Origin of the sequence: Isobaculum melis (genome assembly GCF_900111355.1) — a bacterium.
Lineage (GTDB): Bacteria > Bacillota > Bacilli > Lactobacillales > Carnobacteriaceae > Isobaculum > Isobaculum melis.
Genome location: NZ_FOHA01000002.1, coordinates 55,273 through 69,517, shown reverse-complemented (window position 1 = coordinate 69,517; position 14,245 = coordinate 55,273). Strand labels below are relative to the sequence as shown.

Here is a 14,245-nt window from a genome sequence, read left to right as displayed (position 1 = left end):
TTAATCATTTTGGTAATAAAAACATTAGGAGGAACCATTGTGGAGATTCAAGAAATGCTATTTCAATTTGCTGGAGGCTTAGGTATTTTCCTGTTTGGTATTAAGTATATGGGAGATGGCTTGCAACAATCAGCCGGAGATAATCTTAGGGAAATACTGAATCGTTTTACTTCAACACCACTGCGTTCAGTGCTTGCTGGAATTGTAGTCACAGCTTTAATTCAAAGTAGTTCTGGTACGACTGTGCTCGCTGTAGGACTTGTTAGCGCAGGCTTTATGACGCTTAAGCAAGCCATTGGTGTCATTATGGGTGCAAATGTTGGAACCACTGTCACAGCCTTTATTATAGGGATTAACTTAGGGGCATATGCTTTACCAATTATTGCAGTTGGTGCTTTTTGTTTATTTTTCTCAAAACGTCAGTTCATTAATAATTTTGGGCAAATTGCTTTTGGTTTTGGTGCATTATTCTATGGACTTGAATTAATGGGCAAGGGAATGGCACCTTTACAAGAGTCACCTGTCTTTGCAGATTTAATGCTAAAGGTAGCGGATCAGCCAATTTTAGGAGTTGGAATTGGAACGCTTTTAACAATGGTACTACAAAGCTCTAGTGCAACTGTTGGGATTTTACAACAGCTCTATGCACAGGGCAGTGTGACACTACAAGCAGCCTTACCTATTTTATTTGGAGACAATATTGGGACAACCATTACTGCCGTTTTAGCAGCTTTAGGTGCTAGTGTTGCAGCAAGAAGAACAGCTGGCTCTCATGTGATTTTTAATTTGGTTGGCGCCGTTATTTTCACGGTTCTATTACAACCCTTTACTTATGTAATTACGAACCTGAGTGGCTACTTAGGCTTAAACCCAGAAATGCAGATTGCTTTTGCTCATGGTATTTTTAATCTCTCTAATTTATTGATTCAATTTTGGTTTATTAATCAAATTGCTTACTTGGTCACAAAATTGGTACCAGGAAAAGAATCAATTATTCAATATAATTCACATTTAGATACGCGAATTATGCAAACAGCCCCTAGTATGGCATTAAATCAAGCGAAACAAGAGCTGATTCAAATGGGCCATTTTGTTGAAGAGGAATTTAAAGCAACCTTTAATTACTATGAAAAGCAAAAAGATGGGGATCAAACCAATGCGTTACAATTAGAAGAGGCAGTGGATAATTTTGATCGCAGGTTAACAGAATATTTAATGAAGCTCTCTACTGTGAATTTAACCAATAATGAAAATGAAGAGCAAACTTCAATGATGGAAATGACCAAAGATTTTGAACGAATGGGCGACCATTGTGAAAACATTATGGAGAATATCCAAGAAGCTGTTCGGGTTGAGAAAAAACAATTGGCTAAAGACAAAAAAGAAGGCAAGAAATCATCACGTGAAGGCAAAGTCTTATTTGATGATGATATGGTGAATATGTTTAATAAGGTAGGCAAAAATATTCATGATGCGATTCAAGCTTATGAATCGGGGGATACAGAGTTAGCTCAGAAAATCATGAAACGAGAAGAACAAATTAATGCAATGGAACGTTTATTGCGTAAAAAATATACAAGAATGCTAAATGATGGTACAGGACGTCCATCTGATGGAATTCTATTTGTAGATATTGCTTCAAATTTAGAGCGTGTCAGTGACCATGCCGCCCATATAGCAGAGCATGTGTTAGGGATTAGACATGAATATCAAACCCCTTTAATTGAGCGCGAAGAATGGTTTTAAATAAGGTATAAAATAACTCATTTAATGCTACCATCAACTCAGTGAATAATGAATAGTAAAACAATTGGTTCTGATGATGAGAATCAATTGTTTTTTATTTGGTATCATGCTAGACTAATAGTTAAGTACTTAACTATTAAGTCGTTAACTAAGTGGAAAGGAGACTTAAAAATGGCAGTGACAAATAAAGAATTGGCTTTTGCTTTACGGAAAATGGAGCGTTGTCATCGTTCTTTTACAGATGAAAAACTAGAAAAGAAGGGCATTCATCTTTCACAGCTAAGAATTTTGCATAGCTTTGGAGAGGATTCCTATTTAAGCCAAGTAGAAATTTCCAATCGATTGAATGTATCACCCCCACATATTGCCATGGCCATTAAAAAAATGGTAACAGCAGGTCAATTAGAGAAAGTGCCACAAGAAAATGATATGCGTTATAATCGGATTCATTTAACAGCTACTGGTAAACAGCTTCGTGAAGATACCTTTGATATGTTGCATGCCATGGAAGATGGTTTGTTTGTTGGCTTCAGTCAAGCTGATAAAGATTTATTATTTCAATTTGTAAATCAAATTTCTAAAAATATCAAAAAATCAAAATAGGAGTTGTTTGAATGATAAAAAGTTTAACCCCATATGCAAGTAAATTTAAAAAATATCCATTATATTGTTTGTTTTTCATTGCAATTGAAGTCATTTGTGATGTTGTTCAACCCATTATGATGGCCCTCATTATTGATAATGGGATTGCCAATAAAGACCTAGATTATATTTTTTTCCATGGCATGATTATGGTTGTTTTAGCGATTATTGCCATGATTGCAGGTGCACTAGGTGCTTATTTTGCGGCAACTGCTGGAACAGGTGTAGGTGCTGAAATTAGACAGGCAGAAATGAAAGCCATTCAAAATTTTTCATTTAGTAATGTGGATCGTTTTTCTACCTCTTCTTTGATTACAAGAATGACAAATGATACCAATAATATTCAAATGACCCTCATTGCGATGCTACGTTTACTTGTGAGAGCACCACTTATGCTCGTATTTGCTATTATTTTAGCTTTTCAAATCAATCAGGAATTATCCCTAATCTTCCTTGTTGCGACGCCTTTTTTAGGCATCACCTTATTCTTCATCGTTCGCACAGCATTTCCAAGATTTTTCTCATTACAACGAGCGATTGACCGTTTAAATCGTGTATTACAAGAAAACTTTATCGGAATTCGTGTGGTTAAATCTTTTGTTCGAGGCAAAGAAGAGAAAGCCAAATTTGCTGCTGAAAACGCCAATTATAAAAAATCAGCCTTACATGCAATGAAAGTGATTATGTTTAATATGCCAACGATGCAGTTGACCGTTTATAGCTGTATGATTGCTGTCCTTTGGTTTGGTGGGAATTTGGTCAATACCAATGTGATTGGCGCTGGTGAATTATTAAGCTTTATTGCGTATATTTCGCAAATTTTAATGTCCTTAATGATGCTTTCCTTTGTTTTTATTATGATCACTAGAACGAAAGCAAGTGTTCAGCGTGTTGTCGAGGTCTTAGAGACTAAATCTGAAATCAATGACGATGATGTAGTTATTGATATTCCTGTTGCAAATGGCGCAATTACCTTTAAAGATGTGGACTTTTCTTATGGTGGAAACTCTGATGATGAGATCTTAAAGCAGCTTAATTTCTCCATTGAAAGTGGGCATATTTTGGGGATTATTGGACCAACTGGTTCAGGAAAATCTTCCTTAGTTCAGCTGATTCCAAGATTATATGATATTGATGATGGTGAAATTTATGTTGGAGGAAAAAACATTCGTCAATATAAAATCAAAACATTACGTGATAGTGTAGCGATGGTGCTACAAAAAAACACCTTATTTTCTGGTACAATTCGTGAGAATTTAATGTGGGGAAATGAGCATGCAACGGATGAGGAAATCATGCAGGCCGCTCAATATGCACAAGCACATGATTTTATTATGGACTTTCCAGATGGTTATCAAACCGTATTAGAACAAGGTGGAGGCAATTTATCTGGGGGGCAAAAACAACGGTTATGTATTGCCAGGGCTATTTTAAAACAACCTAAGATTTTAATACTAGATGATTCAACCTCTGCTGTGGATACGGAGACAGATGGGAAAATTAGAGAGGCGTTCTTCCATCATTTACCAGATACTACTGTCATTATTATTGCGCAACGTATTTCTTCAATTGCAGGTGCTGATCAAATTATGGTACTGAATGAAGGCGAAATAAATGGGCTAGGTACACATGAGGAATTACTGGGTACGAATGCGATTTATACAGATATTTATGAAACACAAGAGAGAGGAGCTGAAGTTTAATGGCAAAACAGAAATCAATGAAGCGTAAACCGCAGCATTTGGCTAAAACTTTGCAGCAGCTACTCTCTTATCTGATGATGAATAAATTAGCTTTATTCAGTGTTGTGATTTGTATTATTTTAAGCACAGGTGCGGGGATTGCAGGGACTTACTTTATTCGTCCGATTATTAATGATTATATTTTACCTGGGGATTTAGGTGGATTAGCTCGTATTTTAATGGTTGTTGGGGTTATTTATTTGTTTGGTGTCCTTGCAACCTATGGCTATAACCGAATCATGATTCAAATTTCGCAAAATACGATTCAGAAGTTAAGACAAGATTTATTTGATCATTTACAAGATTTACCGATTGGTTTCTTTGATCGTACCAATAATGGAGATATTATGAGTCGTTTTACCAATGATGTTGATAATATTCAGGAAGCTTTAAACAATAGTGTTACGCAAATTTTAGCGGCTTTCCTAACAATTACAGGAACCTTTGTGATGATGCTGATTATCAGTCCTATTTTAACCATTGTGATTGTGGTCATGGTCTTAGTGATGATTTTGATTATTAAAGTGATTGGTGGAAAAAGTTCATATTATTTTGGTCAACAGCAACAATTTTTAGGGAATACAAATAGTTATATTGAAGAATATGTAGAAGGCCAAAAAGTTGTAAAGGTATTTAATCATGAAGATGAGGTAATGGCTGGTTTTGATGTGCGTAATGAAGCCTTACAAGGTGCATCACAAAAAGCACAAACCTTATCTAATGCGATGATGCCGATTCTTGGAAATACCAGTTTTGTCAGCTATGCTTTAACAGCTAGCTTAGGTGGTTTAATGGTTGTTAGAGGAATGCTTGATATTGGTTCACTGGGATCATTTTTACAGTATTCCAGAACCTTTTCACAGCCACTTTCGCAAGTTTCACAACAAACCAATACGTTATTAGCAGCTTTAGCAGGAGCAGAACGGATTTTTGCAATTATGGAGATTTCATCAGAAGTAGATGATGGAACTGTGACTTTGGAAAGAACAGAGACAGGTAATTTTTGGCTTACAGAAAATCAACGCATTCCAGTTGTAGGAAATATTGAGCTAAAAGATGTTTCATTTGGCTATACGCCAGAAGAGCCCGTCTTAAAACACATTAATGTCTGGGCAAAGCCAGGTTTAAAAGTGGCTTTTGTTGGTGCAACAGGTGCAGGTAAAACAACCATTACCAACTTAATTAATCGTTTTTATGAAATCGATACAGGTGAGATTCTCTATGATGGCTTGCCGATTACAACGATTAAAAAAGCAGATTTAAGAAGTACTATGTCAATTGTGCTACAAGATACCCATTTATTTACAGGAAGTGTGATGGAAAATATTCGTTATGGCCGTTTAGATGCATCCAATGTAGAGGTCATTGAAGCAGCAAAACTTGCCAATGCCCATGACTTTATTAAACGTTTGCCAAGAGGCTATGATACGATTTTATCTGGTGATGGTGGAAACTTAAGTCAAGGACAACGACAATTATTAGCGATAGCTCGTGCAGCTGTTGCCAATCCAAATGTTTTAATCTTAGATGAAGCCACAAGTTCGATTGACTCACATACAGAACAACTCATTACAACAGGAATGGATCAGCTGATGACAGGGAGAACTTCCTTTGTCATTGCCCATCGCTTATCAACGATTCGAAATGCAGATGTGATAATGGTCTTAGACCATGGCGAAATTGTAGAGCGTGGCAATCATGAAGAGTTGATTCAGAAAAAAGGCATGTATTATAAATTATATACAGGTCAAATAGAATTAGATTAATCAAAGTTAGGCTGTCATCATTCATTTGATTACAGCCTTTACTTATTTCAAAGTACTGGGAGAAGAGGCCTAGCAGCTTCATTTTTAACGAGCCAAGAAATAGCAGATAATTAAAAGCTTTTAGATACAAAATAGTTGCGATACTTAAAAATGCAGTAACTAAAACCAAGACTACAAACAATCATGGACATAGCGGAATAAATTATTTCTAGCATTCTCCTGCTAAATATGATAAAGTGGTAGTGTTATGAAACGATTTTTGACGGGAGGGCAATAGATTTGTATAAACCACTTTTCATTGCTATGTTAGTAATATCTGTTATTTTAATTATAGTAATCACAATGCAACCAACAAAAACCAATAGCGCTACCAGCGCCCTTACTGGCGGAGCGGAGCAACTATTTGGAAAACAAAAAGCACGCGGTTTTGAAGCAGTATTAATTCGTGTGACAACAGTTTTAGGAATTATTTTCTTTGGTTTAGCATTAGCGCTTGCATATTTGTCAGCAAACTAACAAAAAATAACTTGCCACCTGTTTATTCGGGTGGTTTTTTTTTTTTCATGGTTCTTAGAGGCTTTGCCTCTTAGAAACATGAAACAAATCAAGCGCGAGCTTGACTTTGAACCGAAAAGGCTTTTAAAGTTGTTAGGCTTTGCCTCTTAGAAACATGAAACAAATCAAGCACAAGCTTGACTTTGAACTGAAAAGTATTTTGTGTTTTTAAGCTCTTAAAGCTTTTGTAAGCTAGTTTGAATCAAAAAATTTAAAGCAATGAAAGGCTTAAATCTTTTAAAATATAGGACCTGTCTCAAAAAAATCAGATACTACTGTAGTTTTTAGACAGGTCATAAGAGAATAAGCTTTTTATCAAACATGATTTAGGTTAAAATGAATCTATCAAGCTTGATGACTTAGGGGGAAATCAAATGAAAACACTTCAACTACCAAAACCTTTTTTCTTTGAAAAAGGAAAGCGCGCAATCTTATTGCTCCATAGTTATACTGGAACCTCGAATGATTTTCGGATGCTAGGACGTTTTTTGGAAAGGCATGATTATACGGTTTATGCACCACATTTTAGTGGACATGCAACAGCTCATCCAGAAGATATTTTAGCCCATACACCAGAAGATTGGTGGCGTGATACACAAGAAGCGCTTCACTTTTTGAAAGAAAAAGGGTATGAAAAGATTGCAATTATTGGTTTTTCACTAGGTGGTATGTTTACCATGAAAGCAGCAGAACACTTTCCTTTAGTCGGGGTAGGAACATTGTGCTCACCGTTGTTTTTATCAGATAACTCAGCGATTCAGAAAGGCTTTTTACAGTATGTGAAAGAGGTAAAAACATACGCAGGTATTGCACCAGAAGTGATTGAAGCAGAAATGCCACAGATTGAGCAATTATTAACCCAACAGTTGCTAGCAATCAGCCACTTTTTACCGGTTATCCAAGAGCAGTTAAAGGAAATTCGCATTCCTACACTGATTTGCCAATCAGGTAAAGATGAATTAATTGATGCAAATAATGCTTATTTACTTGAAGAGGCACTTGAAAACAGTCAAACATCGTTTCATTGGTATAAAAATAGTGGTCATGTGATAACAATTGGTGAAGATAGACATGTCTTACAAGAGGATATCTTAGCCTTTTTAAACGGACTACAATGGAATGAGGAAACAAAATGAAAAATATGAAATTAATTGAGGAAATCCTCCTCTTTATGAAACAAAGTCAGAAAAAATCATTTTCAGTAGATGAATTAAGTGAAGGCTTAGGCTATACTTCAGCGAATGATTTTAAAAAATTAGTGGGAACTTTAGCACAATTAGAGCGAGAAGGGCAGCTAAATTTAAATAAAAAGAATCGGTTTATGCTTTCAATGGAACAAACCTTGGTTAAAGGTCTTTTCCGTGGTAATGATCGAGGCTTTGGCTTTGTCATTACAGAAGATGATCAGGATGATATTTATATTCCACAAGGCGCAACAGGCTATGCTTTAGATGGCGATCAGGTTGCTGTGGAAATTACAAGAGAAGCTGCACCTTGGCAAGATAAGGGGGCTGAAGGACGTGTTGTAGGCATTGAAGAGCGTCGCTTTACACAATTAGTGGGTGAATTTATTCCTTATCCAGAAGCTGAAGTGGCAGAAACAGAGCTTTATGGATATGTGGTGCCAAAAGACAAAAAAATGGCGACTTATCGTGTTTATATTGAAGCCACAGGGATTCAACCAGTAGAAGGCAGTATTGTGCTCGTTGAGCTTACTTACTACCCTGATGCAGAATTTCCAACAAGTATGCAAGGGATTGTGAAGAAAACAATTGGTCATATCAATGATCCTGGAATTGATATTCTTTCAATTGTCTACAAATTTGGGATTCCAACAGAATTTGAAGAAAGTACATTAAAACAAGCAGAAGCAGTTTCAGATACAATTGCAGAGTCAGATTTAAAGGACCGCATTGACTTGCGTCAAGAAACAATTGTGACAATCGATGGGGAAGACGCAAAAGATTTAGATGATGCGGTAACCGTTAGAAAACTCGAAAATGGTCGTTATCATTTAGGGGTGCATATTGCCGATGTTTCTTATTATGTAACAGAGGATAGCCCGCTTGATCAGGAAGCTTTTGAACGTGGCACCAGTGTTTATTTAACAGACCGTGTGATTCCAATGATTCCGCATCGTTTATCTAATGGGATTTGTTCCTTAAATCCTGCTGTTCCAAGATTAACAATGAGCTGTGAAATGGAAATTGATCAAGCTGGTAATGTGGTAAGCCATCGTATTTTCCCAAGTGTGATTCAAACAACTGCGCGAATGACCTATACTGCTGTGAACCAAATATTAATGGAAAAAGATGAAACCGTTCGTGAAACTTATCAGGAACTGGTACCCATGTTTGAGCTGATGGGAGAATTACACCAAATTCTTGAAAATAAACGGAAACAAAGAGGTGCGATTGATTTTGAAGCACCAGAAGCCCAAATTATTGTAGATGAAACAGGACAACCAATTGATATTGAATTGCGTGAACGTGGTTTAGGAGAACGCTTAATTGAGTCCTTTATGCTAGCCGCTAATGAAACCGTAGCAGAGCATTTTGCAACATTAAATGTGCCTTTTATTTACCGGATTCATGAGCAGCCTGATAGTGAAAAAATGCAACGATTTGCTGAATTTATTACCAATTTTGGGGTGCTATTAAAAGGAACAAATGACAAGATTGAACCTAAAGCGCTACAAAATGTATTAGCCAGTATTCAAGGTGAACCAGAAGAGCCAATTATTGCGACCATGCTATTACGTAGTATGAAACAAGCCAAATATGATGTAGAGCCATTAGGACACTTTGGATTGGCTGCTGAATATTATACGCATTTTACTTCTCCAATTCGTCGTTATCCTGATTTGATTGTGCATCGCTTGATTAGAGCTTATGCAACCAACGGAACTGGCGTAAAAGAGCAAGCCAAATGGGAAGGGCTCTTACCAGATATTAGTGAGCAAAGCTCAAAAATGGAACGTCGAGCAGTTGAAGCAGAGCGTGAAACAGATGCCCTTAAAAAAGCCGCTTATATGCAAGATAAAGTGGGTGAAATCTATGAGGGTGTGGTAAGCTCTGTAACAAAATTTGGGATTTTTGTTGAATTACCCAATACAGTTGAAGGCTTGATTCATATTTCAAATATGAAAGAAGATTATTTTGATTATATTGAAAATCATATGATGTTAATTGGTGAACGAACAGGTATTTCTTACCGAATTGGTCAACCTGTCAAAATTGAAGTTGTTAAAGCGGATATTGAAACCAAAGAAATTGACTTTGCAATTGTTCCAGATGAAAGTAAACAAAGATTTGCTAGTAAAAATGAAGTTGCTTTGAAAAAGAAAACAAGCAAGCAGAAAAAGAATACAGGTAATCGTGAGCAAGGACGAGGAAAAAATAGTCCATCAACAGGACGTAAGCAAGAGCGTTCCTTTAAAAATGATGATAAATTTGCAAAAGGTAAAAAGAAAAAAGGCAAGAAACCTTTTTATAAAGGGGTAGCCAAAAAGAAAAAGAAGAAGTAAAATAAATGAATGAAGTGGTCAATAGACCAAGCAATGGGAGGCGAAGTGACCCGTGCCAAAAGGTGAAGGAAAATTAGTTGCACAAAACAGAAAAGCAAGACATGATTATAGTATTGTTGAGGCGATTGAAGCTGGTATTGTGCTCCAAGGAACAGAAATTAAATCCATTAGAAATGCTAGAATTAACTTAAAGGATGGCTATGCTAAAATTCAAAATGGTGAGATTTTCTTGCATAATGTGCATATTAGTCCCTATGAACAAGGGAACCAATTTAATCATGACCCACTAAGAGTCAGAAAATTATTAATGCGTAAAAAACAAATTAATAAATTACTAGCTGAAACGAAAACATCTGGTTACACATTGATTCCTTTAAAGGTTTATATTAAAGATGGTTTTGCTAAAGTTTTAATTGGTTTAGCTAAAGGGAAGAAAAATTATGATAAACGAGAAGATTTGAAGCGTAAAGATATGAAGCGTCAAATGGATCGAGATTTAAGAGAACGTTAAGAAGGAGGCTGAGGCAAAAGGCGCTTAGGTTCGAGCACCGGGTAGGTACTTTTCTACATCAACTCATACTTCGTTGTGAATCAAAGCAATTGGAGCAAAAGACGAACAATTGTCATGCCTCTTAGGATTTTTAATCCTTAGAGGCATGATACAGATCGAACTTGTTCGACTCTGAACCTTTTTACTCTCCTTATTAAAAGTCTTGTGAACCAAATCCTTCAAAGCTAGCATGTTTCATGCGTAGAATTTGTTGTGATCGAAGCGTAGCGTAGTAGGTACCAATTATCATCTATTCACTTACGTTCACAGTGATTCTTGGCAATTGCCGAAGAATCTGCCTTTTGGCCACCGATTATGGAGGCAACTTATGTCTTTTTAGAAGCAATTAAGGGGACGAGATAAAACTTTTGAGTTTTGTCTCGTCCCTTTTGAGTGCAATCATTCTTTATTTCCCTGCTTTTCTGATAAACTAAGCTTAAGAGAAAAAAGGAGAGGATTTACAATGACAACCATTTATGATTTTGCTGTCGAGACGATAGCAGGTAAAGAAGTATCCTTAAAAGATTATCAAGGAAAAGTAGTATTGATTGTAAATACTGCTAGCAAATGTGGCTTTACCCCTCAATTTGAAGGCTTAGAAGCTTTATATCAAACCTATCAAAAGCAAGGTTTGGTTATTTTAGGCTTTCCATGTAATCAATTTTTAAGACAAGATCCAGGAAGTAATGAAGAAATCCTGTCCTTTTGCCAATTAAACTATGGGGTATCTTTTCCAATGTTTGCTAAAATTGATGTCAAAGGTAAGCAACAACATCCTTTATATCAGTATTTAGTTGCTGAAACGGGCGGTAAAAAAATCGGTTGGAATTTTACCAAGTTCTTAATTGATCAGCAAGGCAATCTCATAGAACGCTTTGAGTCAAAAGTAAAACCAGAAGCACTTGTTGCTCCAATTGAAAAATTAATAACCAACCAATAAAGACTGCCCGCTGGGGCAGTCTTTATTAATTGTAAATATGATAACTAATGACATTGCTATCTTCACGCTTAAACTCACGTCTTAAGAAGTTCAAATAGGTGCCAGGTGTTAAAATTCCGTTAATCGTTAGTAAATCAATCCCTGATGGACCAATCAAATGATCTGCTAGCAAAACACAATTGGTTGTTAAAACAAAGTAAGATTTAAAGCGACCTTGCTTAAATTTAAATAAGTCACAGCCTGTGGCATGATAAAGGCAACTGGCATAATCAGGATATTCGGCTAAATCAATAGGTAAATGCTGTTCCTCCGCAAGTTGAAGTGCAGATTTCCAAGGGTAACAGGTTTGCTTTAGTGCTTGAACCTTCTCTCTAATCCCTAAAATTTGTTCTTCTGTTAGCTTAAGGCCAAAGCCAAATAATGTTTTTTTATTATGGGCAATACAAAATGGGATATATTGTTCTTTATCAGCGGCTACTAATACACCATCACCCATGCTATCAAAAAAGTGATAAGAGGATTCATCATAATTTCCATAAGAAATTAATTCACCCTCAAAATAAAGGTCCATATGCCCAACAGAGCCAAAACCTTTTTCTGTGACATGAATAAAAATCTCAAGATCAGGCTGTTCTTCTATTTTTTGTTGCATTAAAGGAAATTCTTCCTCTTGTTTATCTTGAGGTTTTAAGAGCTCATTGGTCTCATGTAAGACCATTCTAGGAATAAAAGCTTCAATAAAAACAGGGAGTGTAATCCTAATTTTCCGCTTGAAGCGATCTGCAGTTGGACTTGTAAATAAGCTTGCAATGCCACTACCAAGATTTCCAAGCCCATAAAAAATAAAATATAAACTGAAAATCAACATCATTTGTTGATTAGACAACATTGGTGAAAACAGTAAACTAATCCCAGCCAACATCAAAAATAAACTAGTAATCAGTATTGGCAAACGCATGGGAATCTGATTATCACGATAAGATGTATAATTCATTAACTTAGCAAAGCCTTTAACAAAAGTATAACCACCAAAGGCCATAAATAAAATATCAATTGGCAAATCCGAGTTATAATAGGAAATGGTACCAAGTATGATTTTAATGAGCCCATCTAATAATAAGCGTTTTTCTTGTTTCTTTTGAATGAAAAATTGAAACCATTGAGAAAGGCCATCTAATAGAAAAGCTAAAATAATTAAAATCGCCATCATAGAAAGTACTTTAAGCTGTGCAACTAAAATAAAAACACCAAAAAAGATGAGCCCAAATCCAGTAATAAAGAAATGTAGCTGATTGATTTGTTTTAATGACATATGAGTAGACACCCTTACAATATAATTTAATAAATCTCCTATTCATTTTATCATCTTGCTAACTAAAAGCAAAATATTATGATAATCAAGCATGAAATGAATCTTTTACTTGTGCTTAAGACAAGTTCATGATAGAGTATTCCTATGCGATGAGTTGACACCAATCAGGTAACTTCGGTTATCTTGCTGCGGCAACATAGTGATTGGGACAATTAGGTAGGGCATGGTACGCCACCTTGGTGAGTGTACACTACGAGATGTAGTTGTTTGATTCCCTCTGTATTGTGGAATTCATGGAGTCTGTTTATGAAAATAAATACTACCGGAGAAAGCACTGACTGAGTCAGTGCTTTTTTTCTATGGGTGCCACTCATGAAAATTGATTTATCAGTAGCAAAAAAAGGTTTTATTTTGTATGATAAAGAGAGAAAAAGAGATGAGGGAAGATGAATGGCTGTAACAATTAAAGATATTGCAAAAAAATCTGGTGTATCTATTACAACTGTTTCCCAGATACTGAATCATAAAGGCACCAGGTTTAGTGAGCGAACCAAACGTAAAGTGCAAGAAGCTGTTGATGAGTTAGGGTATCATCCTAATCAAGCAGCCAGAAGTTTAGTGACATCCAAAACCAATTCAGTTGGCTTAATTATTCCAGATATTACCAATCCTTTTTTTGCTGAAATTGCACAAGGCGTTGGAGATACACTCAATCAATTAGGCTATCATTTATTTTTATGTAATTCCTATAATGATATGTCTAGAGAAATCGAGCATATTCGGACGCTTAATCAGCATTTAGTTTCTGGAATCTTATTAACTTCTGTTAATAGTCTTGAAAGTGCACAATATCAAGAGGTCATTCAACAAGCACATTTTCCAATTGTTGCAATGGACCGCTATACACCAGATCATCATTATCCATATGTGCATGTTGATGGCTTAACAGGTGGCTATCTTGCAACAAAATATTTAATTGAAAAAGGACATCAGCGGATTGCTTGTGTAACCTCAAAAGAGCATTTATATATTATGGATGAACGGGTTAAAGGGTATTTAAAAGCCTTAGCAGAAGCGGGTTTGGATCATAATTATGAGTTATTTCAAGCCGATTTAACAATTGAAGGTGGCTATCAGTTAACAAATGATTTACTCGCAAAAGGCGAGATTACTGCTGTTTTTACCTGTAATGATTTAATGGGAATTGGAATCGCTCGTGGTGTCTTGGATAAAGGGCTGCAAGTACCTCAGGATATGTCAATTGTTGGCTATGATAATATTCCCTTAACCAATTATATTGACCCGCAATTAACCACCATTGCTCAGCCGACTTATCAAATGGGACAAGAAGCTGTTTATTTATTAGAATCAATGATTACTGACCCTAAAGAAAAGCCAGAAAGTAAAGTGCTACAGCCAAGCATGATTGAAAGACATAGTGTTTGGGATTTAACACAAAAATAAAA

Annotated in this window: 11 protein-coding genes; 10 read left to right on the top strand and 1 reads right to left on the bottom strand. The window is 36.0% G+C overall.

The features are described 5' to 3' along the window. Positions 1 to 39: 39 nt before the first annotated feature. From BMW29_RS02095 to BMW29_RS02055, 9 genes are all read left to right on the top strand, one after another. On the top strand, positions 40 to 1,746 hold the full coding sequence (locus tag BMW29_RS02095) for a Na/Pi cotransporter family protein (RefSeq protein ID WP_092649812.1): 1,707 nt from the start codon (positions 40 to 42) through the stop codon (positions 1,744 to 1,746). Between the two features lie 171 nt (positions 1,747 to 1,917). Further along, positions 1,918 to 2,349, top strand: coding sequence for a MarR family winged helix-turn-helix transcriptional regulator (locus BMW29_RS02090; RefSeq protein WP_177165645.1), 432 nt, complete (start codon positions 1,918 to 1,920; stop codon positions 2,347 to 2,349). Between the two features lie 11 nt (positions 2,350 to 2,360). Continuing rightward, positions 2,361 to 4,091, top strand: coding sequence for an ABC transporter ATP-binding protein (locus tag BMW29_RS02085; RefSeq protein WP_092649808.1), 1,731 nt, complete (start codon positions 2,361 to 2,363; stop codon positions 4,089 to 4,091). Beyond that, positions 4,091 to 5,896, top strand: a complete 1,806-nt coding sequence (locus tag BMW29_RS02080) for an ABC transporter ATP-binding protein (RefSeq protein ID WP_092649806.1) — start codon at positions 4,091 to 4,093, stop codon at positions 5,894 to 5,896. The genes BMW29_RS02085 and BMW29_RS02080 overlap by 1 nt, the downstream gene beginning before the upstream one ends. A gap of 303 nt (positions 5,897 to 6,199) precedes the next feature. Then, positions 6,200 to 6,412, top strand: a complete 213-nt coding sequence (gene secG / locus BMW29_RS02075; RefSeq protein ID WP_218139633.1) for a preprotein translocase subunit SecG — start codon at positions 6,200 to 6,202, stop codon at positions 6,410 to 6,412. 413 nt (positions 6,413 to 6,825) lie between these two features. Then, the gene (locus tag BMW29_RS02070; RefSeq protein ID WP_092649802.1) at positions 6,826 to 7,587 is read left to right on the top strand and encodes an alpha/beta hydrolase; all 762 of its coding nucleotides are present in this window, start codon (positions 6,826 to 6,828) and stop codon (positions 7,585 to 7,587) included. Further along, complete coding sequence (gene rnr, locus BMW29_RS02065; RefSeq protein WP_092649800.1) at positions 7,584 to 9,977, top strand: ribonuclease R; 2,394 nt, start codon at positions 7,584 to 7,586, stop codon at positions 9,975 to 9,977. Before BMW29_RS02070 ends, rnr begins: the two co-directional genes overlap by 4 nt. A 52-nt stretch (positions 9,978 to 10,029) precedes the next feature. Continuing rightward, positions 10,030 to 10,488, top strand: a complete 459-nt coding sequence (gene smpB, locus BMW29_RS02060) for an SsrA-binding protein SmpB (RefSeq protein ID WP_092649799.1) — start codon at positions 10,030 to 10,032, stop codon at positions 10,486 to 10,488. Positions 10,489 to 10,990: 502 nt separating this feature from the next. Beyond that, the gene (locus BMW29_RS02055; RefSeq protein ID WP_092649797.1) at positions 10,991 to 11,467 is read left to right on the top strand and encodes a glutathione peroxidase; all 477 of its coding nucleotides are present in this window, start codon (positions 10,991 to 10,993) and stop codon (positions 11,465 to 11,467) included. 25 nt (positions 11,468 to 11,492) lie between these two features. On the opposite strand, the gene BMW29_RS02050 is transcribed toward BMW29_RS02055, so the two are convergent. Then, positions 11,493 to 12,779: an HdeD family acid-resistance protein gene (locus BMW29_RS02050; protein ID WP_092649795.1), complete on the bottom strand. Its 1,287-nt coding sequence runs from the start codon at positions 12,777 to 12,779 to the stop codon at positions 11,493 to 11,495. A gap of 450 nt (positions 12,780 to 13,229) precedes the next feature. Here BMW29_RS02050 and BMW29_RS02045 point away from each other — a divergent pair, with 450 nt between their 5' ends. Further along, a complete protein-coding gene (locus BMW29_RS02045) occupies positions 13,230 to 14,243 on the top strand; it encodes a LacI family DNA-binding transcriptional regulator (RefSeq protein WP_092649793.1) in 1,014 nt (337 codons plus the stop codon). Positions 14,244 to 14,245 lie beyond the last annotated feature (2 nt).

What these genes read in the sequence shown, in the direction of transcription:
- BMW29_RS02090 (WP_177165645.1), top strand. Translation starts at nt 1,918, where the DNA reads ATGGCAGTGACAAATAAAGAATTGGCTTTTGCTTTACGGAAAATGGAG.
- BMW29_RS02055 (WP_092649797.1), top strand. Translation starts at nt 10,991, where the DNA reads ATGACAACCATTTATGATTTTGCTGTCGAGACGATAGCAGGTAAAGAA.
- secG (WP_218139633.1), top strand. Translation starts at nt 6,200, where the DNA reads ATGTTAGTAATATCTGTTATTTTAATTATAGTAATCACAATGCAACCA.
- rnr (WP_092649800.1), top strand. Translation starts at nt 7,584, where the DNA reads ATGAAAAATATGAAATTAATTGAGGAAATCCTCCTCTTTATGAAACAA.
- BMW29_RS02080 (WP_092649806.1), top strand. Translation starts at nt 4,091, where the DNA reads ATGGCAAAACAGAAATCAATGAAGCGTAAACCGCAGCATTTGGCTAAA.
- BMW29_RS02085 (WP_092649808.1), top strand. Translation starts at nt 2,361, where the DNA reads ATGATAAAAAGTTTAACCCCATATGCAAGTAAATTTAAAAAATATCCA.
- BMW29_RS02050 (WP_092649795.1), bottom strand. Translation starts at nt 12,779, where the DNA reads ATGTCATTAAAACAAATCAATCAGCTACATTTCTTTATTACTGGATTT.
- BMW29_RS02070 (WP_092649802.1), top strand. Translation starts at nt 6,826, where the DNA reads ATGAAAACACTTCAACTACCAAAACCTTTTTTCTTTGAAAAAGGAAAG.
- BMW29_RS02045 (WP_092649793.1), top strand. Translation starts at nt 13,230, where the DNA reads ATGGCTGTAACAATTAAAGATATTGCAAAAAAATCTGGTGTATCTATT.